General features: G+C 61.5%; 21 protein-coding genes. 9 read left to right on the forward strand and 12 right to left on the reverse strand.

Annotated elements, in window-relative coordinates; genetic code table 11:
* Nucleotides 1-279 precede the first annotated feature (279 nt).
* The 9 genes from AAFN47_RS23365 to AAFN47_RS23405 form a co-directional block, all read right to left on the reverse strand.
* Complete coding sequence (locus AAFN47_RS23365) at nucleotides 280-981, reverse strand: ABC transporter ATP-binding protein (RefSeq protein WP_499811680.1); 702 nt, start codon at nucleotides 979-981, stop codon at nucleotides 280-282.
* A complete protein-coding gene (locus AAFN47_RS23370; RefSeq protein ID WP_499811681.1) occupies nucleotides 981-1,742 on the reverse strand; it encodes an ABC transporter ATP-binding protein in 762 nt (253 codons plus the stop codon). The genes AAFN47_RS23365 and AAFN47_RS23370 overlap by 1 nt, the downstream gene beginning before the upstream one ends.
* Nucleotides 1,739-3,037 carry a branched-chain amino acid ABC transporter permease gene (locus AAFN47_RS23375; protein WP_499811682.1) on the reverse strand — a complete coding sequence of 433 codons (1,299 nt, stop codon included), beginning with the start codon at nucleotides 3,035-3,037 and terminating at the stop codon, nucleotides 1,739-1,741. Before AAFN47_RS23375 ends, AAFN47_RS23370 begins: the two co-directional genes overlap by 4 nt.
* A complete protein-coding gene (locus AAFN47_RS23380) occupies nucleotides 3,034-4,002 on the reverse strand; it encodes a branched-chain amino acid ABC transporter permease (RefSeq protein WP_499811683.1) in 969 nt (322 codons plus the stop codon). Before AAFN47_RS23380 ends, AAFN47_RS23375 begins: the two co-directional genes overlap by 4 nt.
* A gap of 114 nt (nucleotides 4,003-4,116) precedes the next feature.
* Entirely contained in the window at nucleotides 4,117-5,364 is a 1,248-nt protein-coding gene (locus tag AAFN47_RS23385; RefSeq protein ID WP_499811684.1) for a branched-chain amino acid ABC transporter substrate-binding protein, read from the reverse strand.
* Between the two features lie 751 nt (nucleotides 5,365-6,115).
* A complete protein-coding gene (locus AAFN47_RS23390; protein ID WP_499811685.1) occupies nucleotides 6,116-7,390 on the reverse strand; it encodes an MFS transporter in 1,275 nt (424 codons plus the stop codon).
* Nucleotides 7,391-7,694: 304 nt separating this feature from the next.
* Nucleotides 7,695-9,842 (reverse strand): methylmalonyl-CoA mutase, encoded by a 2,148-nt coding sequence (scpA, locus tag AAFN47_RS23395; RefSeq protein WP_499811686.1) that lies wholly within the window; start codon nucleotides 9,840-9,842, stop codon nucleotides 7,695-7,697.
* Entirely contained in the window at nucleotides 9,839-11,206 is a 1,368-nt protein-coding gene (locus AAFN47_RS23400; RefSeq protein WP_499811687.1) for a methylmalonyl-CoA mutase family protein, read from the reverse strand. Before AAFN47_RS23400 ends, scpA begins: the two co-directional genes overlap by 4 nt.
* A gap of 105 nt (nucleotides 11,207-11,311) precedes the next feature.
* Nucleotides 11,312-12,610 (reverse strand): SulP family inorganic anion transporter, encoded by a 1,299-nt coding sequence (locus tag AAFN47_RS23405; protein ID WP_499811688.1) that lies wholly within the window; start codon nucleotides 12,608-12,610, stop codon nucleotides 11,312-11,314.
* A gap of 246 nt (nucleotides 12,611-12,856) precedes the next feature.
* On the opposite strand from AAFN47_RS23405, the gene AAFN47_RS23410 reads away from it, so the two are divergent.
* Together AAFN47_RS23410 and AAFN47_RS23415 are read left to right on the forward strand one after the other, a co-directional pair.
* Nucleotides 12,857-13,228, forward strand: coding sequence for a VOC family protein (locus AAFN47_RS23410; protein ID WP_499811689.1), 372 nt, complete (start codon nucleotides 12,857-12,859; stop codon nucleotides 13,226-13,228).
* 852 nt (nucleotides 13,229-14,080) lie between these two features.
* Nucleotides 14,081-14,758, forward strand: a complete 678-nt coding sequence (locus tag AAFN47_RS23415) for a zinc metallopeptidase (RefSeq protein ID WP_499811690.1) — start codon at nucleotides 14,081-14,083, stop codon at nucleotides 14,756-14,758.
* Nucleotides 14,759-14,869: 111 nt separating this feature from the next.
* Here AAFN47_RS23415 and AAFN47_RS23420 read toward each other — a convergent pair whose 3' ends face one another.
* On the reverse strand, nucleotides 14,870-15,178 hold the full coding sequence (locus tag AAFN47_RS23420; protein ID WP_499811691.1) for a hypothetical protein: 309 nt from the start codon (nucleotides 15,176-15,178) through the stop codon (nucleotides 14,870-14,872).
* A gap of 497 nt (nucleotides 15,179-15,675) precedes the next feature.
* Here AAFN47_RS23420 and AAFN47_RS23425 point away from each other — a divergent pair, with 497 nt between their 5' ends.
* From AAFN47_RS23425 to AAFN47_RS23440, 4 genes are all read left to right on the forward strand, one after another.
* Nucleotides 15,676-16,842: an MFS transporter gene (locus AAFN47_RS23425; RefSeq protein WP_499811692.1), complete on the forward strand. Its 1,167-nt coding sequence runs from the start codon at nucleotides 15,676-15,678 to the stop codon at nucleotides 16,840-16,842.
* Nucleotides 16,843-16,943: 101 nt separating this feature from the next.
* Complete coding sequence (locus tag AAFN47_RS23430; RefSeq protein WP_499811693.1) at nucleotides 16,944-18,527, forward strand: helicase HerA-like C-terminal domain-containing protein; 1,584 nt, start codon at nucleotides 16,944-16,946, stop codon at nucleotides 18,525-18,527.
* Between the two features lie 23 nt (nucleotides 18,528-18,550).
* The gene (locus AAFN47_RS23435) at nucleotides 18,551-18,886 is read left to right on the forward strand and encodes an MmcQ/YjbR family DNA-binding protein (protein ID WP_499811694.1); all 336 of its coding nucleotides are present in this window, start codon (nucleotides 18,551-18,553) and stop codon (nucleotides 18,884-18,886) included.
* A gap of 36 nt (nucleotides 18,887-18,922) precedes the next feature.
* A complete protein-coding gene (locus AAFN47_RS23440) occupies nucleotides 18,923-19,780 on the forward strand; it encodes a 2-keto-4-pentenoate hydratase (RefSeq protein WP_499811695.1) in 858 nt (285 codons plus the stop codon).
* 28 nt (nucleotides 19,781-19,808) lie between these two features.
* Here the strand turns inward: AAFN47_RS23440 and AAFN47_RS23445 are convergent, their stop codons facing one another.
* Nucleotides 19,809-20,624 (reverse strand): class I SAM-dependent methyltransferase, encoded by an 816-nt coding sequence (locus AAFN47_RS23445; RefSeq protein ID WP_499811696.1) that lies wholly within the window; start codon nucleotides 20,622-20,624, stop codon nucleotides 19,809-19,811.
* A gap of 13 nt (nucleotides 20,625-20,637) precedes the next feature.
* The gene (locus tag AAFN47_RS23450; RefSeq protein WP_499811697.1) at nucleotides 20,638-21,300 is read right to left on the reverse strand and encodes a haloacid dehalogenase type II; all 663 of its coding nucleotides are present in this window, start codon (nucleotides 21,298-21,300) and stop codon (nucleotides 20,638-20,640) included.
* A gap of 151 nt (nucleotides 21,301-21,451) precedes the next feature.
* Between AAFN47_RS23450 and AAFN47_RS23455 the strand changes: the two genes are divergently transcribed.
* The 3 genes from AAFN47_RS23455 to AAFN47_RS23465 all read left to right on the forward strand — a co-directional run bounded on the left by AAFN47_RS23455 (nucleotide 21,452) and on the right by AAFN47_RS23465 (nucleotide 23,624).
* Nucleotides 21,452-22,330 carry a branched-chain amino acid aminotransferase gene (locus AAFN47_RS23455; protein ID WP_499811698.1) on the forward strand — a complete coding sequence of 293 codons (879 nt, stop codon included), beginning with the start codon at nucleotides 21,452-21,454 and terminating at the stop codon, nucleotides 22,328-22,330.
* A gap of 119 nt (nucleotides 22,331-22,449) precedes the next feature.
* Nucleotides 22,450-23,052 (forward strand): superoxide dismutase, encoded by a 603-nt coding sequence (locus AAFN47_RS23460; protein WP_499811699.1) that lies wholly within the window; start codon nucleotides 22,450-22,452, stop codon nucleotides 23,050-23,052.
* Nucleotides 23,053-23,426: 374 nt separating this feature from the next.
* Complete coding sequence (locus AAFN47_RS23465) at nucleotides 23,427-23,624, forward strand: hypothetical protein (RefSeq protein WP_499811700.1); 198 nt, start codon at nucleotides 23,427-23,429, stop codon at nucleotides 23,622-23,624.
* The last annotated feature ends 300 nt before the right edge of the window (nucleotides 23,625-23,924 follow it).

A 23,924-nucleotide genomic window follows, 5' to 3' on the forward strand; every position in this document is an offset into this window, starting at 1 on the left:
GCTTGCGTCTTCGGGGACCCAACGGAGCGAAAGACGAATTCCACCTCGCCGCAACAGCCCAAAATCTTCGCAAGCTCGCAAAGCTGATCCCGCAGCCAGCGTGACAACCGAACCCGATGCTGTGCGGCAAGCCACCAGAAGCTAAATCAACTAAGCCTTTTTCATCAAAATCGGCTCAATGCGGTCGGCTGCCCCCGCAGCCCAGATCACCCTCCCGGGAACCACAGCAGACACTGAAGCTCCACACGCCGTCGGAATTCACACTCCCGAAAACGCGCCTCAGACGGCGAGCCATTCGTTGCGGATGTCCTCGCGCTGGCGGAGGTCGGCGGGGGTGCCTTCGAACACCACTTCGCCGTGGCCCATGACGTAGACCCGGTGGGCGATGTCGAGCGCGATGGCGAGTTTCTGCTCGACGAGGAGGATCGCCACGTCCCGCCGTGCGATCTCCTTGATGAGTTCGGCGACGCGCTGGACCATCTGCGGCGACAAACCTTCGGTCGGTTCGTCGATCATGATCAGATCGGGATCGCCCATCAGGGTGCGGCAGATCGTGAGCATCTGCTGCTCGCCGCCCGACAGCACGCTTGCCTCGACGTCCGCCCGGGTTTTCAGGTTCTCGAACATGTCGAACAGGTTTTCCATGGACCAGCGTCCGGCGCCGTCCTTCTGGCGAAACTTCAGCCCCAGGCTGAGGTTCTGCCGCGTGGTGAGTCCCGGAAAGATATCCCGGTTTTCCGGCACGTAGCCGATGCCCATATTCGCTACTTCATAGGCCTTGGAGCCGGCGATCTCGACGCCCTTGAACCTGACCGAGCCGTGCGGCTCGACCTCGCCCATGATCGCCTTGCAGGTCGTGGAGCGACCAACGCCGTTGCGCCCGAGCAGGGCGACGATCTCGCCTTGCGCGATCTCCATGTTGATGCCCTGCAGGATGTGCGACTTGCCGTAATAGGCGTGCATGTCTGTGACGCTCAACATCAGTGTTCGGCCTCCAGGGCGGTTCCGAGATAGGCTTCCTGGACCTTCGGACTGCCGCGGACCTCTTCCGGAACGTCGGTCGCGATGATCTCGCCGTAAACGAGCACGCTGATCCTGTCGGCCAGGCCGAAGACGACGCCCATGTCGTGTTCGACCACGACCAGCGTGCGGCCCTCGGTCACCTTGCGGATCAGTTCGACGATGTAGTCGGTTTCCGAATGGCTCATCCCCGCCGTCGGCTCGTCAAGCATGATCACGTCCGCGCCGCCGGCGATCGTGATGCCGATTTCGAGCGCGCGCTGTTCAGCATAGGACAAAAGGCCGGCCATGGTGTCGCGACGGCCGGTCAGGTTGATCTGTTCGAGGATCTCCTCGGCCCCCTCGGTCAGCGAAGGCTGGTTGTGCACGAGGTTCCAGAACGAGTATCCGTAGCCCTGCGGCCACAGGAGCGCGCAGCGGATATTCTCGAACACCGTCATCTTCGCGAAAATGTTGGTGATCTGGAACGACCGGCTGAGACCCATGCGATTGATCTGGTAGGGCGCCTTGCCTCTCAGATCCGCGCCGTGCAGCCGGATGCGGCCGGAGGTGATGGCGAAGCGGCCGGTGATCAGATTGAACAGGGTGGACTTGCCGGCGCCGTTCGGTCCGATGATGGCGTGACGCTCGCCCTCCGCGATGCTGAGGTCGACGCCACGAATGATTTCGATCTTGCCGAAACTCTTCGTCACGCCTTCCAGTTCGAGCGCAGGCGCCGTCATGCCGCACCTCCTTCCGGTGTGTTGGCGTCGTGCCAGGCAACCCGCAATGCCGGCGCAGTCCGTTTGGTCAACGCCAGCGCCACAGCCGTGACCGCGATCACGACGACCCAGGGCGCCAGGGCGTGACTGTCGAACGTCATCCAGTAGAGACTCATTTCCTCGTCGCCCACGGATGCGTGGCGCACGTGGAAGACCATCTCGATGAGGGCTGCAACACCCAGCACGGCAAAGAAAGCGGGGACAAAGCATCTGAGATAGGGTGCAATCAGGCGGCTTGCCCTGCCGAGCCGTATCGCCGGTTCGTGCATCATGATCAGGCCGGCGATGCCGCCTGGGAAGAACATCACGGTCGCCAGGAACAGCAGTCCGGCGTAGAAACCCCACAATTCGGTTTCGAGACTGAGCACAGTCTGGACGAGGGTGAAGACCACGGTGCCGATGACCGGTCCGAAGAAATGTCCGACGCCGCCAAGGAAGGTGACCAGCAGGATGGTTCCCGACGTGGTGAGATTGAGGTTCTCCTCCGTCAGGATCTCGTAGTTGATCGCGAACAGTCCGCCTGCGACTCCGGCGAAAAAGCCGGACACCACGAAGCTGTAAAAGCGCACCCAGCGCGACGAATAGCCCAGGAACTCTGCCCGCTCGGGATTGTCGCGCACGGCGTTGGCCATGCGCCCCATCGGCGTGCGCGAGAAAAGGTACATCAGGATGGCGGAGAGCAGCAGCCAGAAGGCGATCAGGTAGTAGACTTCCCGCTGGTAGAGAAACTCGACGCCGAAGAACGGCATGCCCACCGTGCGGTCCGCCGACACGCCTTCCTCGCCGCCGAAGAAGACGACGATGATCACCGAACAGGCCGCGACAAGCTCGCCGATGCCGAGCGAGATCATGGCGAAGATCGTGCCGGCGCGGCGGGTCGAGAAGCTGCCCACGGCGATGGCCAGCGCCATTCCGCCAAGACCGCCGAACAGCGGCAGGAACGGCAGCGGCAGATAGTCGAAGAAACCCGCGACATTCATCAGGTGCACGCATGCGAACCCGCCGACGCCCATATAGACCGCATGTCCGAAGCTGAGCATTCCGCCTTGCCCCAGAAGCATGTTGTAGGCCAGCGCAAACACCATCGTGATCGACATCTGGTTCATGATGGTGATGGCGGAGTTCGCGGGAAAGATCACCGGCAGGATGATGAGAAACAGCGCCGCCAGGATCCAGGGCAGCTTGCCGATCACCATGCTTCCCGCGCGCATGCGCTCGCTGGGCCGGGAAGGATCCGTTGTAATATCGTCCGTCATACGTCACGCTTTCCGAACAGGCCGCGCGGTCTGAAAATCAGGATCAGGACCATCAGCATATAGGGAAGGATGTCGGCGATCTGCGGCGACGTCACCGTCCAAAGGTCGCGCCAGGCGCTGTCCCAGATCGGTTCAGGCTTTTCGAAGCCGAGAGCTGTGAGAAGGTCGGCCATCTCGAGATTGTAGGATTTCGCGAACGTGGTTATCCAGCCGATCAGGAGCGATGCGATGAGCGCGCCCCACAGGCTGCCGAGGCCGCCGATGACGATCGTCACGAAAATGATCGATCCGAGCACGAACGCCATGCCGGGAAAGGTGCCGAGAACAGGACCTGCGATCACGCCGGCGACGCCGGCAAGCGCGGTTCCCGCGCCGAAGACGCCCATGAAGACCAGCGGCACGTTGTGGCCGAGCGCCTCGACGGTTTTTGGATAGCTGAGCGCTGCCTGGATGATCATCCCGATCCGCGTCCGCGTCAGCACATACAAAAGGCCGAGAAAGATCGCGATGGAAATGAAGATCATGAAGACCTTGTAGGCGGGGATGGAATTGCCGGCGATCGAGAATGCCGTGAATTGGAGTGCCTCCGGTATCCCGTAAGACATCTGGTTCTTGCCCCAGATGAACTGGACGATCTCCTCGATCAGCAGGGCGAGCCCGAAGGTAAAGATCAGTTCGGGCACATGGCCGTACTGGTGAACGCGCCTGAGGCCGTAGCGCTCCACGCCTGCGCCCGCGACGCCGACGATGAGGGGCGCAAGCACCAGGCCGATCCAGAAACCGGTGTACTGGCTTATCTGGTAACCGAAATAGGCGCCCAGCATGTAAAAGCTCGCATGGGCGAAGTTGAGGACGCCCATCATCGAAAAGATCAATGTCAGGCCGGCCGACAGCATGAACAGCAGCAGCCCTGTCACCAACCCGTCGATGAGGTTGACGAAGATGAGTTCCACGAGGCCTCCCATCCGGTGGGGTCTTCAGACGCCGCCCGGTCTCGCAAGGGATTCCGGACGGCAAGTCTTCAGATTGGCCGGGCGCGGCGCAGGGCCTGCCCGGTCAACCACCTTTTGCCGGAATTGCTACGGACGCTCCATCTCGCAGGTCGTATCGATGTCGGCGGACGCGTTGGTGATGGTGTCCTCGATTTTCAGGCCGAAACCCGAATTGTCAAAATCGAAGGGAGCTTCCACGTCCGTGTGTTCGTAAATATGGACGTCCTGGATCAGCTGGTGATCCTGCGGACGCATGTAAAGTTCGCCGCTCCACAGACCGTCGGAGAACTTCATGCCCTCGAGCTTGTTTGCGACGGCCACGACGTCATCGGCCGTTCCTGCCTCGTTGATCGCCTGTGCGAGCATCTCGACCACATTGGTGATCCGGGACTGGCTCAGGTTTCCGTCCGGATATTTCTCCTTGAAGGCGCGGATGTATTCCTCCGCCTTGTCCTTGTCCGGCGGATTGTCGCCGCCCTCGGCGACCAGCTTGAGCGTGCCCTTGCCGCTTTCACCGAAGGCTGCGGTTATGCCGTCGGCTGCTGCGTAGTAGGTGTAGATCGGGCCGTCGAAACCGTTTTCGATGATCGACTTTCCGAGTCCGAGCATGTCGGCGCCCCAGTTGCCGGTGATCACCGCGTCGGCTTCCGACGACATGATCTTGCGGGCGTAGGGGGTGAAGTCCTTCACCTTGCCGATCGGATGCAACTCGTTGCCGACGATTTCGATGTCGGGGCGTTTTTCACCGATATACGACACTGCGGCGGCGGCGACCGCCTTGCCGAACGAATAGTCCTGACCGATGATATAGACCTTCTTGATGTCCTCGTTTTCCGCGATCACATCGGTCAGCGCATCCATCTTGATGTCGGCGTGGGCGTCGAAACGGAAGTGCCAGAAATTGCACTTGTCATTGGTCAGCGCCGGATCGACGGCCGAGTAATTCAGAAAAAGCACCCGGTTGTCCGGATTGCGTTTGTTGTGCTTGTCGATGGCGTCGGTCAGCGCGTTGGCGACGCCGGACGAATTGCCCTGGACGATGTAGCGGATGCCCTGGTCGATGGCGACCTGCAGTTGAATCAGCGACTCCTTCGGACTGATCTTGTTGTCGAAGGCGACGATCTCGAAGTTCATTCCTCCGAGTACTCCGCCCTCTTCGTTGACAAGTTTCTCGGCGGCGAATTCGTATTGATGCAGGCCATTGGTTCCGGTTGCCGCGAACGGTCCGGAAAGCGGATCTATATAGGCGATCTTGACGTTTTCCGCATAGGCTGCGGATGCAGTAATCAACAGCGTCAGCGCAGTGGCGGCGCCGAGTTTAAGCGAAGTTCGCATAAGTCTCTCCTCCCAAAGAGTCTCTCCTCCCAAAGAACCTTCATCAGGCCGTCGCTCCCGACCGAAGCCGAAGCCGCCATCGAAGGTAGCGCAAGACTTGCACAAGAAACCGGCTTGTCAAGCCTGCTGTGCTTTGGAGGGTGTGTATGAACCGGATCGTGAACAACGCCGGGATGAGATGAGAGGTGTACGGGCGCGGCTATCGGTTGCCCGTTTCCTGACGCCCGGGACGATTGGCCTTGTCTCTTTGGAAAGTTCAAAACTCGCCGAAACGGCGAGAAAAGAAAAATGAAATCATATAGTTATTTGGCGTTGATTCGGAGATGGACGAAATGGAAATCTGCCGGCGGCTACGCGGTTCTTCACGGCAGAGGTTTGTCATCTTGCCGGACAGGCTTCAAAGGGTTCGCCGAAGCATGTTCTCTGGATTCATTTTCAACTCCGCCCATTTCTCGCGCCGCCGACGCGGCGCTGCTGGATCCCGGGTCGGAGCCCGGGATGAGGAACTGGGGGGAGGCGGTGGCGCATCTCCAAGGCAGCGCATTGTGCCGTCGCTGTCTTATCTCGACCTTTTATACCTCCCTCATGCCGGCCAACGAGCCGGCATCCAGCCACCGCGCGTCTGCGCGGTGAGAGATGCTTTGCTGAATTTCCTTGGGCTGTAGATGGGCTGTAACCGGATCAGGCCCGCCGAAAATACCGAAAATGTCCCGCTGCCTCAGGTCAAACCCGGCCTGGTCCGGCGCTGCCGTCAGGACAGCGGCTGGCCGGCCTTTTCCTTCAGGAACGCCCAGCCGATCAGATGGACGCCGGCAAGAAAGATCAGATACCAGGCCGGCGCAAGGACATCGCCGGTGCTCGCGACCAGCCAGGTCGAAAGTAGCGGCGCGGTTCCGGCAATGAGGCCAAGGCAGGCATTGTAGCCGATCGCGGCGCCGGAGCAGCGGACCCGGGTCGGCAGGAGTTCGGCAATGGTCGCGGGCACCATTCCGTAAATGGTGCCGAACAGGATCGCGAAACCCAACTGGGCGACGAGCACCTGGGTCACCGAGGGCTGGTGGAGCAAATAGAACAGTGGCCATGTCAGCACGAGGCCGGCGATTCCGACGGCCAGGAAGAAGGGTCGACGACCGTACCGGTCGCTCAGATGGCCGGAGATCGGCACCGTCACGCCGATCATCGCCAGCGAGACGAGATAGATGTCCAGTGTCACGACGGTGGAGAAATGCAGCGTCTGCTCGAGATAGGATGCGGCATAGACCCACACGATATAGAACATCGGCCCGCTATAGGCGACGAGCGCCGTGATGTGCAGCATCTCACGCCAGTGATTGCGGAAAACCTCGATGAGCGGCGAGACGGAGAGTTCCTCGGCGGTCGAGCCGGCGAAACTTTCCGGCATGTTCCGCCGCAGCGCCAGCACGATCAGTGTGAGCACGCCGCCGAAGAGGAACGGAATGCGCCATCCCCAGGTGGAAACGCCGGCTTCGCCCAGAACCGCGGCGGTCATGGCGCCGACGGCCGAACCCAGCATGAAACCGCCGACAACGCCGAATTCGACGAAGGAGGCAAGGAAGCCGCGACGCTCCGGCGGAGCGTGCTCGGCGACATAGACGCTGGCGCCGGTAAATTCGCCGCCAACCGACAGTCCCTGCAAAATTCTGAGTGCAATCAGGATCACAGGCGCCGCGACGCCGATCTGGGCGTAGGTCGGCACCACAGCGACGGCGGTGGTGCTCGCGCCCATGGCGACGATCGAAATCATCAGCGCCCGGCGCCGGCCGATCCTGTCGCCGAGATAGCCAAAGAGCAGGCTGCCGACCGGGCGCGCCGCGTATCCGACGGCAAACACGGCAAAAGCGCTGAGAAGCGAGGCGAGCGGAACATCGGACGGGAAGAACAGCTTGCCGATCGACGCCGCGAAGAAACCGTAAATGGCGAAATCGTACCATTCCACGATGCTTCCGACGGCGCCGGCGATGACCGGCGTGCGTCTGCTTGCAGGGGCGGCGGCGGAATCAATCATGGCGGGACCTTACAGGAAACGGTTCCCGTCGCAATTATCCGTACTGGCTGTTTTGCCGCGTCATCCATATTTCGCGCCGCCGACGCGGGGCTGCTGGATCCCGGGTCAAAGCCCGGGATGAGGAGAGGGGGGGGAGGTGGTGAGGCGCATCTCCAATGCAGTGCATTGTGCAGATGTTGCTTTTTTGTCGACCTTTTATACCTCCCTCATGCCGGCCAACGAGCCGGCATCCAGCCACCGCGCGTCTGCGCGGTGACAGATGCTTTGCTGAATTTCCTTGGGTCTTTGGCGCGCCGTAATCGGATTACGCCGCCTTGTCTTCGGCCTCCAGGCTGTCGATCAGTTCTACCGCTGCTTCGGCGATCACCGTGCCGGGCGGGAAGATGGCGTCGGCGCCCGCGCGGCGCAGGGCGTCGAAATCCTGCGGCGGGATGACGCCGCCGACTGCAATCAGCGTTTTGACGCCGCCGCGGTCCAGCGCTTCGCGTAGTTCCGGAACCAGGGTCAGGTGGCCGGCGGCGAGAGAGGAGGCGCCGACGATGTCCGCGTCCTCGTCGACCGCCAGTCTGGCGACCTCTTCCGGCGTCTGGAACATGGCGCCGACGATGACGTCGAAGCCGAGATCTGCGAATGCGGTGGCGATGACCTTCTGGCCGCGGTCATGGCCGTCCTGGCCCATCTTGGCGACGAGAATGCGCGGCTTGCGGCCGCGAATTTTGGTAAAGTGCTCGACCTTGGCGACGGCGCGGTTGAAGGCGGCGTCGGAATTGCCGATCTCGGTGCGGTAGACGCCGGAAATCGTGCGGATATCGGCGGTGTGGCGGCCATAGGATTTTTCCAGGGCCAGCGAGATCTCGCCGACGGTCGCCTTGTGGCGGGCGGCTTCGATCGCGAAGGCGAGCAAGTTGCCTTCGCCGCTTTCGGCGGCCTTCGTCAGGCTGGCGAGCGCGGATTCCACGGCTCCGACGTCGCGCGTGCCTTTCAGCTCCTGCAGCTTGGAGAGCTGCCTTGCGCGCACCTGGGCGTTGTCGACCTTGAGCACGTCGACCTCGCCGTCTTCCTCCGGACGGAACCGGTTGACGCCGACGACGGTCTGCTGGCCGCTGTCAATGCGCGCCTGGGTGCGGGCGGCGGCTTCCTCGATGCGCAGCTTCGGAATGCCTTCCTCGATGGCGCGGGCCATGCCGCCGAGCGCTTCTACTTCCTCGATGTGGGACAGCGCGCGCGCCGCCAGATCATGGGTCAGGCGCTCGACATAGTGCGATCCGCCCCAGGGGTCGATGATGCGGGTGGTCCCGGATTCGTGCTGCAGGACAAGCTGGGTGTTGCGGGCGATGCGGGCGGAATGGTCCGTCGGCAGCGCCAGCGCCTCGTCGAAGGCGTTGGTGTGGAGCGACTGGGTGTGGCCCTGCGTCGCCGCCATCGCCTCGATCATGGTGCGCATGACGTTGTTCATCGGATCCTGCGCCGTCAGCGACCAGCCGGACGTCTGGCAATGGGTGCGCAGCGACAGCGAGCGGACGTCCTTCGGATCGAAGTTCTTCTTCATGAGCGCCGCCCAGATCAACCGGCCGGCACGCATCTTGGCGACTTCCATGAAGAAGTTCATGCCGTTGGCCCAGAAGAAGGAAAGCCGCGGCGCGAAGGTGTCGATGTCGAGGCCGGCGGCGACGCCCGCGCGGGCGTATTCGATACCGTCGGCGATGGTGTAGGCGAGCTCCAGATCGGCCGTCGCGCCGGCTTCCTGGATATGATAGCCGGAAATCGAGATCGAATTGTATTTCGGCATATGCTTCGACGTGTAGGCGAAGATGTCCGAAATGATGCGCATCGAGGGGCGCGGCGGATAGATATAGGTATTGCGGACCATGAACTCCTTGAGGATGTCGTTCTGGATGGTCCCGGACAGCTTTTCCTGGGGAACGCCCTGTTCCTCGGCCGCCACGATATAGAGCGCAAGCACCGGCAAAACGGCGCCGTTCATGGTCATCGACACGCTCATCTCGTCGAGCGGAATGCCGTCGAACAGCTGGCGCATGTCGAGGATGGAGTCGATCGCCACGCCCGCCATGCCGACGTCGCCGGCGACGCGCGGATGATCGGAATCGTAGCCGCGATGGGTGGCGAGGTCGAAGGCGACGGAGAGGCCCTTCTGGCCGGCCGCAAGATTGCGGCGGTAGAAGGCGTTGGATTCCTCGGCTGTCGAAAAGCCTGCATATTGGCGGATCGTCCAGGGTTTCTGGACGTACATGGTCGGATAGGGGCCGCGGATATAGGGCGCGAGACCCGGCCAGGTGTCGAGGTGCCTGAGGCCTGAGAGGTCACTGGCTGTGTAATGCTGCTTGACGTCGATGCCTTCCGGCGTCTCCCACTTGGCGCCGTTGCCGGCGGGCGCGGGCTGGCCGGCTTCCGGCGCCCAGTCGATAGTGCTGAATTCGGGAAGCGTGCTCATGCGGCTTCTCCTTCTGCGGCGAGGTAAAGCGGCGCGGGCGCAAGCGTCTTCGCATCCATGGCCGGCAATGCGTGGGCGGGGGCCTTTTCGTATACGTCGAGCGGACGCTCCGTCGTCGGCGGATAGAGCGTCGTGCCGATGATCGGGCGCTCGCCTTTCTCGATCCGCTGGAACCGGGCGGCGCGCGCTGCATGCACGCGGCTCTGGAAGGCGCCGCTCGTCAGGCTCGCCAGCAGGCCGCCTTCGGCCTCGATCTCCTGAAACAGGCGCCAGGCGAGTGCGGCGAGTTCGGCGGTCAGATATTCGACGCCGCCGGCGCCCGCCATCGGGTCCAGCACGTGGTCGAGGCGGCTTTCCTCGATCAGCACTGTCTGGGTGTTGCGGGCAAGCCGTCGCGCGGCCGCGTCCGGCAGGCCGGCCGACCAGCTGTGCGGCAGGACGGTGACCGCGTCGGCGCCGCCGATGCCGGCTGCGAAGGCCGCGATCGTGTTGCGAAGGATGCCCGTTTCGGCGTCCTGGCGGGTGAGCATGCGCAACGAGGTTTCCGCATGGATCGGCATGGAGACCGGCGCGACGGCGCAGGCCTTCTGCATGGCGGCGGCGAGCTGGCGCAGCGCCCGCAGCTTGGCGGTCGACAGGAACTGGTCCTGATCTACCGATGCGTAGAGCGCGGTCATGGCGAAGACGTCTTTCGGGGCGACGTCGGCCTTTTCGAGCAGGCGGAGATTTTCGGCCATGCTCGCGAGAATGAAGGCGAGTTCCTGGCCTTCCGCGCCGCCGGCGTTGTGCACGACGCGGCCGTCCGCTTTCAGCGCAACGCCGCCGAGGCTGCGGGCCGCGGGAGCGAGAGCCGAAGGATCGGCCTGATCGACGCCGAAACGCGCGGCGACGCTCCAAGGATCCAGCCCTCCGCAAAGCGTGGCGCCTTCGATATTGGAAAACGTCGCTGCGGCGTCGAAATCGGCGCCGGGATCGAGCCAGATCGCGCGGGGCTTGTGATAGGAAAGTCGATCGGCAATATCGGCGGATGCGCCGAAGCCATGCGCCGAGGGGGCGCCTTCCAGGCAGACTGTCAGGCTGTCGGCGCCGTTTTGCAGATCTTCGGCGAGCTGGCCGGCGGCGCGCGCGGCGTCCGGATCGTCGACGCGCTGGCAGACCGACCAGGGATTGTCGGCGTCGATCCGATGCAGGAACGCCGGCGAGGCGGATTGCGTGTAGATCGGGCCATAGGCGACGCCGTCATCGCTGCGGGAGACGAGCGTGGCCTCGAAGTCCGCGCCTTTCAGGGCCTTTTCGGCAAGCTTGCGCCAGGTTGCCTCATCGGCTGGCGCAAACGCGGTGTTTTCTATTTCCCGATAGTCCATACATCCTCACCGACTGCCGACGCGCCAGAATGGGCGCGTCTCGACTCTCCCTCGGGCCGATCATAAAAACGCGGAACGCCTGATGCAACGTTTGCCTGCGACTGATCACCTGTCCGGCAAGTGCCAGTCCTGCGGTGGCCTGCGTCTGGCGAGCCTGAGCGCCAGGCCGATGGACACGCCGACGCCGATGGCGACGGTCAGGTCGACCACGACGGTCAATACCAGAGTAAGGATCAGAAGAACACGATCCGACAGTCGCAGTTTCGCGTAAGTCGGCCAGTTGTGCGGTTCGCTCATGTTCCAGGCTGTGAGCATCAGCAGAGCGGCGAGCGCCGGCAGCGCCAGATATCCGGCAAGCGGCGCCGCAAACAGCATAAACAGCAGGATGATGACAGCGTGCGAAAGGCCGGCCACCGGTGTCTTGCCGCCCGCCTTCACATTGGTGGCGGTGCGGGCGATGGCGCCCGTCGCCGGCATTCCCCCGAAAAGCGACGAGGCGAGATTGGCGATGCCCTGGCCCACGATTTCTGCATTTGGCCTGTGCTTTCCATCAATCATGCGGTCGGCGACCATGGCTGAAAGAAGCGACTCGACACCCGCGAGAAAGGCGATGACGACGGCTGATGGAAATAGTTCGATGAGCCTTTCGGGCGACAGGTCGGGCAGGCGCGGCATCGGAAATTCGCTTGGCAATGCGCCGAAGCGCGATGCGATCGTATCGACGGGCAGCGACAGGGCGGCCGCCAGCCCCGAACCGACGGCGACGGCCAGCAGGATGCCCGGAAACCGCGGATAGCGTTTCCTGAGGATGACGATCAGCGCCATGGTGAGAACGGCGATCAGGATCGCCGACAGCGTGACTGTGGCGCGCGCTTCCCACAGAACGGGAAGTTTCTCCAGGAAGTCAGCCGGAACGTTTTCCACCGAAAGGCCCAAGAAATCCTGGAGCTGGCTGGTCGCTATGATGAGAGCGATGCCGATGGTGAAACCGTTGACCACCGCATCGGGGACGAAGGCGATAAGGTTGCCGATCCTCAGATAACCCGCGATCACCAGCAGCGCGCCGGCCATGGCGGTGGCGATCACCAGCCCGTCATAGCCATGCTCGGCGATCACGCCAAAAACGACGACGATGAAGGCGCCCGTCGGTCCGCCGATCTGAACGCGGCTGCCGCCGAGAGCCGAGATGAAGAAGCCGCCGACGACGGCCGTTACCAGACCCTTCACGGGATCGGCGCCGGAGGCGATCGCGATCGCGAGGCTGAGAGGCAGCGCCACCATGGCGACGGTGGCGCCGGCGAGCAGATCGCTCCAAAAGAGCGGCCAACTGTACTCTCTGATCGTGGTCAGGATTTTAGGCTGTAATATGGGACGGCGCGATTGCGATTCTGCGGATTGGGACATGGGCTCGATTGGACGACGTGACGCCGGTAGGCGCGAAAAGGATTTTATGCGGGGCTGCACTGTACTATGAAAGGCGCGCTTTTCGAAACGATCTAAATTGCCGCATGGGTGACAGGCGAATATTGACGCAGACGGTTGGTCGTTGGTTTGGATGGAGACATGCGCGGAACGCAGCCGTTTGTAATAGCCTGACGTTTATCATAGGCTGCGTCCGGAGCAAGTTTAACGGCAAAGGTGTGGTGAAGAATGAATCTCGGATCATTTTCGGTAAGCCTTGCGGTGAAAGACCTTGCCAAATCCAAAGCATTCTATGGGAACCTTGGCTTTGAAGTCGCTGGTGGCGTCGAGCAGGAAAACTGGCTGATTTTGAGGAATGGACCACATGTCATCGGTTTGTTTCAAGGCATGTTCGAGCGCAATATTCTCACGTTCAATCCGGGATGGGACCAGGACGGCGCCGAAATCGACCCATTTGACGATGTGCGTGACATTCAGCGTGAACTGAAGCGGCAGGGCGTCGCGTTGTCGAGCGAGGCGGACGAAGATTCCACAGGGCCAGCAAGTCTGATGCTCACGGATCCCGACGGAAACCAGATCCTGATCGACCAGCATCGGTAAATGCGACGCTCCACGCGTCAGATCGAATTTTCAGGCTAGCGCGAACCTTTTCATGTCTGAAAAGTCCCGGCCTTCCGACCTGACAGAAGCCAGTAGACAGCTCCGCCAACGCATCCGCTGAAAGCGGACAGGAGCCCCCCGCGTCCGAAGAAATCCGCATCGAATCCCGAGACGACGCCGACGCAAGTCATGCCGATGAGGGAGCCGATGGCCAGGTGTTCGGCAATGCCGTTCCAGCGCCTGCGCTCGGCAACAAATATGACTATAAATGAAGGTATCGCAGCATAAAAAGCAGCAATTGCTCCGATCATTATGCTGACCGACAATACCGTATAAATTCGCTCGAAAATTGGCAGATTCATATGGATTTTGAATGAATTTGCAGACAATGAAAAAATAGTCCGCCTGCAATGATAGAAGAAAAAAGATATGCGACAATTATTCTCGTCAGGGTTTTCATGTGTTTATACCTGATTGTAATATTTAAGAAATTTTGCTTCGAAGCCGGATCGTAACCGTGGATTTTTTAATCATCATTGAAATTGCAATCTTTCAATCTGCAGGAATTTTCGATCCCTGCTCGAATATGCATGCATGATTGTCCCACTATCATGGATTCCAGAAGCAGCTCATGTCACAAAACGTCCGATGTGCCCGCTTTGGGCTTGCTGCGTCATTCGACGCGCCGGAATAGATGGCGGATTGGATCAAAAATGCTGCATGGACGGAACGGCTATCTCTGAAGCCGAACTTTGCCAGACGTGACAATGGGTTGTTTCACGAAGGCGGAGGCTGATTCGGCGAAAAAAGGACCTATATATTGCAGGAAGATCAACCGGGAGAGAGCACAGCATGATTCTGATCGGCGTCGCCGCAATCCTGTTGCTGATTTTCGGGCCGGTTTTGTGGGTTCACGTCGTGATGGCCCGGCACCGTGGCGATCGCGACGATTTCCCGGGAACCGGCGGGGAGCTTGCCCGGCATCTGCTCGATTTTCACGATCTCAAGGAGGTCCCGGTCGAATACACGGACGCCGGGGATCACTACGATCCGGCTGCGAAAACGGTTCGGCTGACGCAGCAGAATTTCGACGGGCGCTCCATCACGGCGGTGGCTGTCGCGGCGCACGAGGTTGGCCACGCCATTCAGGATCGCGACGGATATGGTCCGCTGAAATGGCGCGAATCCACCGTCAGGACTGCAGCGTTCACGGATCAGCTCGGTTCGCTGGGCATGGTGGCGCTTTCCGTGCTGGGCAGCGCTGTCGCCACGCCCCGGCTCCTGTTGTTTGGCGCGGCCGCGGTTGTCCTGATGGGGCTGGTCAGGGTGTTGGCGCACCTGGTGACGCTGCCTGTCGAACTCGACGCCAGCTTCAAACGCGCCCTGCCGATCCTCGAACAGGGCGGCTATCTGGGCAAGCATGACATACCGGCGGCGCGGTCGGTGCTGAAAGCGGCGGCCTTTACTTACGTCGCCGCATCCTTGATGCAGATCCTCAATCTGTTCCGGATACTGAGGTTCTTGCGGTAGCCGTTCCGAGGTTGATTTCCTGAATGAACGCCTTCGAGCGGAAAAAAATAAGTTGCCGAGGCGCCAGTCGCCACATGCGCTGGTGGGGCAGACGCGGATTTGACACCCCGGTTAGTTGCGCCTGAGCCGTCTTGCGTTCCTTTTTGCCTCGGCGCCGATTGGCCCGACCAGCGCCTCCGCGACATACACAGGGCCTTTTCGGGCTGCAGCGGCTGTCGCCACCCGCTCCGCCGCCTTTGCGAACGCCGAGGGTTTTTCAAAGAACATTCTGGTAAATTCCACCGGCGTCAGTGAGCCGTTCGCCAGTTTGATGCTTCTTCGCCAGACGACTTCCTGAGAAGCGAGCGCCAAGCTCATATAAGCAGTGGTCAGGCGGCTCCATGCGTCAGTCAATTTCAGGGCTGCGTCATTGCCGTACATTCATTCGAACCTGTGTTTGTAATCGTGGACAAAGCCGGGCGATAGCAGAATTCAAGCCGCGATCTCGGGCCTTGGTGAACTCCGGAGATGCGCGCCGGTTCCGCAATGAGAGTGTGAAAGACCGTATCGGCATGAGAAATCGGACGAAGCACCAGCTCCGCCCCACAATTCCTGCAGACACGGTGGATTTTCAAAGAAAACGGTTCTTCCAGTCTTTCGATCGCGCCGTCGTCAATCGAACCCGACACTGGCGCGCCGGAATTGAAAGGTACCGTCACTGGCGCTGTAGAGGACATGGGCAAGGGCTCCCGTCTGGTTGAACCATGCCTTGCTTGGGAACTGCATTCCTGGAACCAGGGATAGTCGCTATTCAGACGGAGCAGAAGCAGGTCACAAGAATTCGAATGTCCGCCTCAGATAACAACATTGCTGGCGGGTGTCGTGCTGCCGTTACGCGAAAGAAATAGAAACGGACGCCGCAGCAGGGAGTACGCACCGTGAGTTTTGGAATTGCGCTTGGCCAATCGAAGTCGCTTCTGTGCGCCGTGCCGATGTTCGGGCTGGCGACTGGCGCTCTGTTTCCGATCATCGCGCTTCGCCTGCAGGACATGGGAAGCGAAGCCGCCTTTGTTGGCCTGATCACAACCCTTTACTATAGCGGGTCACTCATTGCGGCGCTGACCTTCGGCAAAGTGCTCAGCAGGGTCGGTTTTCGCGCGGGCTTTGCGGCAAGCGCTTTTCTTGCGGCGGTCGCCACCTATGCGCTGACTTTAACCGATAACCAGTTTTTCTGGTTGGTGCTCCGATTTGTCGGGGGCTTCTCTCTCGGCGCGTATTACGTGGTTGTCGATGGCTGGTTTCAGGCGCTCGCCGACCGGCGTTCACGTGGAAAGCTGTTCGCCGTCTATGAGACGGTCAGGTTGGCGGCGACGGCTCTTGGCCCGTTCCTCCTGGTTTTGGCTTCGACCAATGCAAGCCTTGTCATCATTGCGCTGGCCTATGTCGCATCAGTGGCGCCTGCCCTGTTGACCACAGAACCGGCGGGCGGCCGGCGGACAATCTATCGATTCAGCGGTCTTTTCGAGATCACCCGGTGTTTTCCGGCGGCAATCCTGGTTGCGGCGTGCGGCGGGATTGCAAACGCCAGCTTCTACGGGTTGAGTGCGATCTACGCGACCGGGATCGGGTTGCCTCTGGACGCTGTCGCATTTTTCGTCAGTTTCGTCCTCATCGCGCCTGCGGTCAGCGAAATTCCACTCGGCGCGCTTGCTGATCGCTTCACGCGGATGCCGGTGGCCTTGTGTTGCGCCCTTGCCGCGTTGGCTGCCTGCTCTGCATTGATAGCGGTGGATGCGCCTCCAATGTGGCTTGTGTGCGTCGGCGGCGCGACTGTTGGAGGGGCGATGGTTCCAATGTATGCGTTCGGCCTAAGCCGCATCGTGGACGTGTCCGATGAAGCCCGGACAATTCAGGCGACAAGCGCCGGGCTTATCGCATACAATTTCGGCGCGTTCGCCGGTCCTGTGCTTGCCGGCATTTCGATTGTGCATTTCGGGCCAATCGGTCTGTATGTCTTTCTTTCAGTAGTCGCAAGCATCGCGGGCCTGTCCGCTCTGTCCGACATCAAGCTGTCTCGCTGTTGTCCGGAACAGGCTGTGACATAGAAGCCATACAGTCGCCGTCCATGCGTCCACTCCGCGATTGTTCCGCGCCGCCAGTATCCCTATAAGAAAACGGACGAACAATACGGGGGTGCGAGCGCGCAATGCTTCAGGACGGAAAGCTTTTCATCGGCACGAGCAGAAAGCCGGACGATTCCATCAACAAGGGCGAGTATCTCGATCTCGGATACGCCAACCGGCACGGGCTGGTGACCGGGGCGACCGGAACCGGCAAGACGGTGACGCTGCAGATCCTGGCCGAAAGCTTTTCAAGCGCCGGGGTGCCGGTGTTTTGCGCCGACGTGAAGGGCGACCTGTCGGGCATCGCGGCCGCGGGCGAGCCGAAGGATTTCCTGGCTAAACGCGCCGAGACGATCGGTCTCGACCCTTACGAGTTCCAGGAGTTCCCGGTGATCTTCTGGGACCTGTTCGGCGAAAAGGGCCATCGCGTCCGCACGACGCTCGCCGAAATGGGGCCGCTGCTGCTTGCGCGGCTGATGGATTCGACCGACGCGCAGGAGGGCGTGCTCAACATCGCCTTCAAGATCGCCGACGAGAACGGCATGGCGCTGCTCGACCTGAAGGACCTGCAGGCGCTGCTCACCTACATGTCGGAGAACGCCTCCGAGCTCAGCGGCATGTTCGGCAACGTGTCGAAGCAGTCGATCGGCGCGATCCAGCGCGATCTGCTGGTGCTGGAGCAGCAGGGGGCGGAGCATTTCTTCGGCGAACCGGCGCTGGCGATCAGCGATATCATGCGCACGACTCCGGACGGCCGCGGCGCGATAAGCGTGCTGGCCGCCGACCGGCTGATGATGAATCCTCGCCTCTACGCGACCTTCCTGCTCTGGCTGCTGTCGGAACTGTTCGAGGAACTGCCCGAGGTGGGCGATCCGGACAAGCCCCGGCTGGTCTTCTTCTTCGACGAGGCGCATCTGCTCTTCGACGAGGCGCCGAAAGTGCTGGTCAATCGTGTTGAACAGGTGGTGCGGTTGATCCGTTCCAAGGGCGTGGGTGTTTATTTCGTGACGCAAAACCCGCTGGACGTGCCGGAAACCGTGCTTTCCCAGCTTGGCAATCGCATTCAGCACGCGCTGCGCGCCTATACGCCGCGCGAGCAGAAGGCCGTGAAGGTGGCGGCCGAAACCTTCCGACCCAATCCGGACTTCGACTGCTTCGAGGCGATCACGCAGCTTGGCGTCGGCGAGGCGCTGGTCTCGACGCTCGCCGAGAAGGGTATTCCCTCCATGGTCGAGCGCACGCTGATCCGGCCGCCGTCCTCCAGGCTCGGACCGATCACCGAGGCCGAACGCCGCGACGTGATGGCCGTGAGCCCCGTCGCCGGCCAGTACGACAAGGACGTCGACCGGGATTCGGCCTTCGAGATCCTTGCGAAACGCGCCGAAAGCGCGGCCCGCAAGGAAGACGAGCAGCGCCGCCGCGAGGAGGAAGAGAGCCGCAGAATAGAGGAAAGCCGGCGCTGGACGCTGCCTGGCTTCGGCGACGAGGACGATTACGACGATCGCGGCCGCAAGCAGACCTCGACGCGCAGCCGTTCGACACGTTCACGCTACCAGCGCCAGTCGACGACCGAAGCCATTATCAAGTCGGTGGCGCGGTCGGCGGCCACAAGCCTCGGCCGGGCTCTGGCGCGCGGCATTCTCGGGAGTTTGAAGAAGGGCCGGTAGAGCCCGCAGGGAAGGGAACGTCGATGACCTGGGACGACGTCGTCGCATTTGCTTTGACGCTTCCCGAGGTCGTGCAATCGACCTCCTACGGCGAGCTGTCTTTGAAAGTCGGCAAAAAAATGCTGGCGCGGCTGCGCTGGAAGGACAACAGCATCGTGCTGCCGGGCGTTCACTCGGAAGAGCGTGAGATGCTGTCGGAATCTGCGCCCGACATCTTCTTTTGGGAACCGCATTACCAGGATTATGCTATTGTGCTGGCGCGTCTCGACAACGCCGGCGTCGATGATATCGCCGGTCTGATCGAGCGGCGCTGGCGTGCGATTGCGCCAAAACGGGCGATTGCAGCCAGGCGTGGTTGAGCGGAAATTTTCCAGCGCCTGAGGAGGAAAAAGAGCATGGTGAGGAACACGAGACGGATGTGGTTCAGCGCTGCGGTGATCGTTGCGGCGCTTGCGTCGCCCCAGGCGTATGCGGCCTGCGCGACGGATGAGGCTGTTGAAGCGCTCGCGGCAAAAATTCTGGCGAAAGAACCGGCGCCGGCGCCGGACGTCGCCACTGTCAATGACGCGATCTGCACCCAGGAGAAGCTGGTCGCCATATTATCGGAAAGCTGGGGCAAACCGGTTGGTTACAAGGCTGGCCTGACGAGCAAGCCGGCGCAGGAGGCGTTCAATGTCGACGAGCCGGTGCGCGGCACGCTTATGAAGGACATGATGCTGGAAAACGGCGTGACTGTGTCCGCCGATTTCGGCGCGCTGCCGCGTTTCGAGGCCGATCTGATCGTCTCGGTCGCCGATGACGAGATCAACAAGGCCGCAACCCCCGAAGATGTGATGAAGCATCTCGCCGCTGTCTATCCCTTCATCGAACTGCCGGACCTCGTGGTCGACAATCCGAAATCGCTGAACGGCGCGGTGATCACCGCGATCAATGTCGGCGCGCGTCTGGGCGTGCTGGGCGATCCGATCGATGTCGAGCAAACGCAGGAATTCTTTGCATCGCTTGCCGACATGACGGTGTCGGTCGAAAATCAGGATGGAGAGGAGCTGTCGCGGGCGCCGGGCGCCGCGGTGCTCGGCCATCCGCTCAACGCCGTGCTCTGGCTGCGCAAGAGCGGGGCGATCTTCGAGAAGGGAGACCTGATCAGCGTCGGCTCCATCGGTCCGCTGCTGGTTCCGAAGGCCGGATTGACGGCGACCGTGACCTATGAGGGGCTGACGGGGAATCCGGAGGTTTCCGTGACGTTCGATTAGCCCGGTCCGGGGTAGCCTTGCTTGAGGCTCAGGGTTTGACGGCCGTCACCAGCATGGGGACAAGGAGCCTGGCCGAGGCCGCGCGGCGCAAATTGGCGCGCCTCAGCGACATCTGATCGCCCATCGCAAGCGAGTCGTCCGGTTCGCCTTCCGCGGCCGGCGACGGCGGGGCTGGGGGCGGCGCGTCTTTCGCGTGATCCTGGACGTCCTGGAAACCGGCGTCTGACAGCGTCTGGACAAACTCGGACGGGGAGGTGATGAAGCTGGTCGCGTCGGTTGTGGCCCAGGGAAGGGGATAGTCGATCGCGCCGTCCGATTTTCCCCCGATATGTGTGAGAACGTAGACTCCTTTCGACCGCAGAACCCGAAACGCTTCGGAGAACATCTTCTGCTTGTCGGCCACGTTCATCGTAACGTTCTGGCTCCAGACCATGTCGAACGAGTTGGCTTCGAACGGCAGATCGAGCACCGAGCCGGCGCGATTGCGGATCTTCTGCGGCAGACCGACGATCCGGTCGAGCTCTTCCGCCGTCCGGACATAGTCCGGGCTCAAGTCCAGGGCGTCCACGTCGCAGTCGAAACGGCCAGCCAGAAAGCGCGCCGAGCCGCCGATTCCGCTGCCGGCGTCGAGCACCTTCATGCCGGCGCGGACGCCGGCGGCGCTGGCCATTTTCTCGGTCAGGTCGACGCCGCCATGATGGAGCTGATCGACCGGAAACAGCGCTTCGATCGGAACCGAGCCGGGAGCTGCGTCTTGCAGGCCAAGCGTCTTGAGGATTTTGCCGGCGAGCCCGCTGCGGCCGTAGTGAGAGGCGACGGCGCGTTCGATGTCCGATCTGTCCATGGCCAATTCCCGCCTAAAGTCTGGTGAGGTCCGGCAGCACGGCGTTCGGCGTAAAGTCGAGATATTCGTCCGGATTGCCGGCGCGGTTGATCCAGACCGTGCGGAATCCGAACTTGCGGGCGCCGGCGATGTCCCAGCGGTTCGACGACTGGAAGGAGATCGCGTCCGGATAGAGGCGATAGCCGGTGGCGACGAGTTCGTAGACGGAGGGCGCTGTCTTGAAGACCTTAACGTCCTCGACCGAGAAGACGTCGTCGAGGATATCGTCCAGAAGGGCGTTCTTCACCGCCGATTCAAGCATCGCCTTCGAGCCGTTGGACAGGATTGCGAGCTTTGCGCCGCGCGCCTTCAGGCCTTTGAGAACCTGCGGCACCTCGGCGTAGCAATCGAGCTTCCAGTAGGCGTCGAGCAGGTCTTGCCGATGCGCCTTGTCGACGGACGGCGTGGCCGCGAGCGCATAGTCGAGCGCCTGTTCTGTCAGCGCCCAGAAATCCTGGTAGGCGCCCATGAGCGAGCGCACCCAGGAATATTCAAGCTGCTTGTTGCGCCAGATTTCCGACAGGCGCGGGCCGTCCGGCCCGATATCGGATGCGTGTCGGCGCACCGCGGCGTGCACGTCGAACAGGGTGCCGTAGGCGTCGAAGACATAGGCCGCGTAGGGTTGCGTTGCAGGCATGACAGTCGTTACCTTTTTCGGCGGCACATTGTGCCGTTGCGCGGTCAAGGTCAAGGGTCGGCGCAGGAAGGCCGCGGCGGATAAACCTTGCCCCGCTGCTTCAATCTGGTGCAAAGAGAAGAAAAAGACGGGCAATTGGAGGAAACAACTGATGACCGTGTTGACCGAGGCGCAATCGCAAACCTGGACCTATGTCGACGGAGACTGGCACGAGGGCAACGTGCCGCTGATCGGGCCGCGCTCGCACGCCATGTGGCTGGGCAGTTCGGTGTTTGACGGCGCGCGCTGGTTCGAGCACGTCGCGCCCGATCTCGACTTGCATTGCGCCCGGGTGAACGCGTCCGCCGAGGCCTTGGGCCTGAAGCCGACGATGAGCGCAGAGGCGATCCTGGGCTTGGCCCGCGACGGCCTGAAGAAGTTCGACGGAGAGACCGCCGTCTACGTCAGGCCGATGTACTGGGCCGAGCACGGCGCCTATATGTCGGTGCCGGCCGATCCGGACTCGACGCGCTTCTGCCTGTGCCTTTATGAATCGCCGATGATTCCATCTCAAGGCTTCTCTCTGACTGTGTCGCCCTTCCGGCGGCCGTCGCTGGAGACCATGCCGACCAACGCAAAGAGCGGTTGCCTTTACCCCAACAACGGACGCGCGATCATGGATGCGCGACGGCGCGGCTACGACAATGCGCTGGTGATGGACATGCTCGGCAACGTGGCTGAGACCGCCAGCTCCAACGTATTCATGGTCAAGGACGGCGTCGTCATGACGCCTGTGCCGAACGGCACGTTTCTTTCGGGCATCACCCGGGCGCGGACCATCGCGCTGCTTGCCGACGCCGGCCTGAAGGTGGTGGAGAAATCCCTGAAGGTCAGCGATTTCATGGACGCGGACGAGGTGTTTTCAACCGGCAACCATTCCAAGGTCGTGCCCGTGATCAAGCTTGAGGACCGCGAAATGCAGGCCGGACCCGTGGCTCGCAAGGCGCGCGAACTCTACTGGGACTGGGCCCACAGCGGCGAGAAAATCTGAAACCGGCCGGAACTATTCGGCGGGCGATCGATTAATCCTCCGGGAGCGCTTGCCGTCTGATCGCCTCGCGCATATGTTCCAGACCAAATCATACGAAACAGCCCGCAAAGGAGAGCAAAATGGCTTTTGAACTTCCGGACCTTCCCTACGACTACGAGGCGCTCGCCCCGTTCATGTCGCGCGAAACGCTGGAGTATCATCACGACAAGCACCACAAGGCCTATGTCGACAATGGCAACAAGCTTGCCGATGAAGCCGGAATGAGCGACCTCTCGGTCGAGGAGATTGTCAAGAAATCCTACGGCTCCAACCAGGGCCTCTTCAACAATGCGGCGCAGCACTACAACCACATTCATTTCTGGAAATGGATGAAGAAGGGCGGCGGCGGATCCTCCCTGCCGGGCAAACTCGCCTCGGCGGTCGATTCCGACCTCGGCGGCTACGACAAGTTCAAGGCTGATTTCGCCAGCGCCGGCGCCACGCAGTTCGGATCCGGCTGGGCCTGGATTGCCGTGAAGAACGGCAAGCTCGAAATCATGAAGACGCCAAACGGTGAAAACCCGCTGGTTCACGGCGCGACCCCGATCCTGGGCGTCGACGTGTGGGAGCACTCCTACTACATCGACTACCGCAACGCGCGTCCGAAGTATCTCGAAGCCTTCATCGACAATCTCATCAACTGGGATTACGTGCTGGAGTGCTACGAAAAAGCGACCGCCTGACCGGCAGGGACGCTTTTTACGAGAGATGATCAGAGCCCCGGCGGCGACGCCGGGGCTCTTTTGCTTTTCGGGACGCTGTGCAGACGCCGACGCCGCGATGTATGACTTCTATTGACGGTTGATTCGGCGCGGGCGCTGTAACTGCACAGATCAAGACACCGCCGCCGATACGATTTTTCACAAGAGGTTTTATGCGCATTTCGACAGGCGTTCTGCTCGCCGCGTTCATTGTACTCAGCGGTTGCAGCAACTGGTCCACCTCTTCCGTCGACAAGACAACCGCAATCGCGGTGCGATAGAAGCCGAAGGACGTTCAGTCGGTCATCGTCGCCGAGGACGACATCACCAATCGCAAGTACGAGGTTCTTGGCGACGTGACGGCGACTGTAAGGAAGACAACGATCCTCAACGCGGATCCGACCGAGGCGCAGGTGCAGGAGCAGCTACGCAAGAAAGCTGCGCAAATGGGCGCGGACGCGGTCATTCTCGTGCGTTACGGCACGGTCGGCATCGGACTGAACAGCTGGGGCGTGCTGGAGGGCAAGGGTCGTGCGGTCCCTTTCGTCAACTAGTTTTTGCCTGATCGCGCTTGCAGTCCTGACAGGCGGATGCACGCGCTCGGCGCCGGACCTGCCGCCCGATTACGGTTCCGTCAACGCCTCGCAACAGACGCTCGCCGGCTTTCCGGCGCACTCTCAACTGTGCGCAAATCGCCAAACGGGAAGTCGACCTGGACGCACGCAACCAGAAGGCCGAAGAGATTATCAAGTCAAACCGGACGCGGAACCAGGTCGTCGGCTATCTTGGCGCACTATATGTTGTTCCGGTCGTTGCGATTGAAAACGACGAGGATCAGAAGGCGCTGCTCGACA

The sequence above is a fragment of the Hoeflea sp. CAU 1731 genome, from assembly GCF_039888615.1.
Classification (GTDB): Bacteria; Pseudomonadota; Alphaproteobacteria; order Rhizobiales; family Rhizobiaceae; genus Flavimaribacter.

Coding starts and splice junctions, on each gene's coding strand:
- AAFN47_RS23435 (WP_499811694.1), top strand. CDS start 18,551: ATGACCTGGGACGACGTCGTCGCATTTGCTTTGACGCTTCCCGAGGTC.
- AAFN47_RS23365 (WP_499811680.1), bottom strand. CDS start 981: ATGTTGAGCGTCACAGACATGCACGCCTATTACGGCAAGTCGCACATC.
- AAFN47_RS23370 (WP_499811681.1), bottom strand. CDS start 1,742: ATGACGGCGCCTGCGCTCGAACTGGAAGGCGTGACGAAGAGTTTCGGC.
- scpA (WP_499811686.1), bottom strand. CDS start 9,842: ATGAGCACGCTTCCCGAATTCAGCACTATCGACTGGGCGCCGGAAGCC.
- AAFN47_RS23450 (WP_499811697.1), bottom strand. CDS start 21,300: ATGCCTGCAACGCAACCCTACGCGGCCTATGTCTTCGACGCCTACGGC.
- AAFN47_RS23385 (WP_499811684.1), bottom strand. CDS start 5,364: ATGCGAACTTCGCTTAAACTCGGCGCCGCCACTGCGCTGACGCTGTTG.
- AAFN47_RS23440 (WP_499811695.1), top strand. CDS start 18,923: ATGGTGAGGAACACGAGACGGATGTGGTTCAGCGCTGCGGTGATCGTT.
- AAFN47_RS23445 (WP_499811696.1), bottom strand. CDS start 20,624: ATGGACAGATCGGACATCGAACGCGCCGTCGCCTCTCACTACGGCCGC.
- AAFN47_RS23460 (WP_499811699.1), top strand. CDS start 22,450: ATGGCTTTTGAACTTCCGGACCTTCCCTACGACTACGAGGCGCTCGCC.
- AAFN47_RS23420 (WP_499811691.1), bottom strand. CDS start 15,178: ATGTACGGCAATGACGCAGCCCTGAAATTGACTGACGCATGGAGCCGC.
- AAFN47_RS23415 (WP_499811690.1), top strand. CDS start 14,081: ATGATTCTGATCGGCGTCGCCGCAATCCTGTTGCTGATTTTCGGGCCG.
- AAFN47_RS23410 (WP_499811689.1), top strand. CDS start 12,857: ATGAATCTCGGATCATTTTCGGTAAGCCTTGCGGTGAAAGACCTTGCC.
- AAFN47_RS23405 (WP_499811688.1), bottom strand. CDS start 12,610: ATGTCCCAATCCGCAGAATCGCAATCGCGCCGTCCCATATTACAGCCT.
- AAFN47_RS23380 (WP_499811683.1), bottom strand. CDS start 4,002: ATGGGAGGCCTCGTGGAACTCATCTTCGTCAACCTCATCGACGGGTTG.
- AAFN47_RS23400 (WP_499811687.1), bottom strand. CDS start 11,206: ATGGACTATCGGGAAATAGAAAACACCGCGTTTGCGCCAGCCGATGAG.
- AAFN47_RS23375 (WP_499811682.1), bottom strand. CDS start 3,037: ATGACGGACGATATTACAACGGATCCTTCCCGGCCCAGCGAGCGCATG.
- AAFN47_RS23390 (WP_499811685.1), bottom strand. CDS start 7,390: ATGATTGATTCCGCCGCCGCCCCTGCAAGCAGACGCACGCCGGTCATC.
- AAFN47_RS23455 (WP_499811698.1), top strand. CDS start 21,452: ATGACCGTGTTGACCGAGGCGCAATCGCAAACCTGGACCTATGTCGAC.
- AAFN47_RS23430 (WP_499811693.1), top strand. CDS start 16,944: ATGCTTCAGGACGGAAAGCTTTTCATCGGCACGAGCAGAAAGCCGGAC.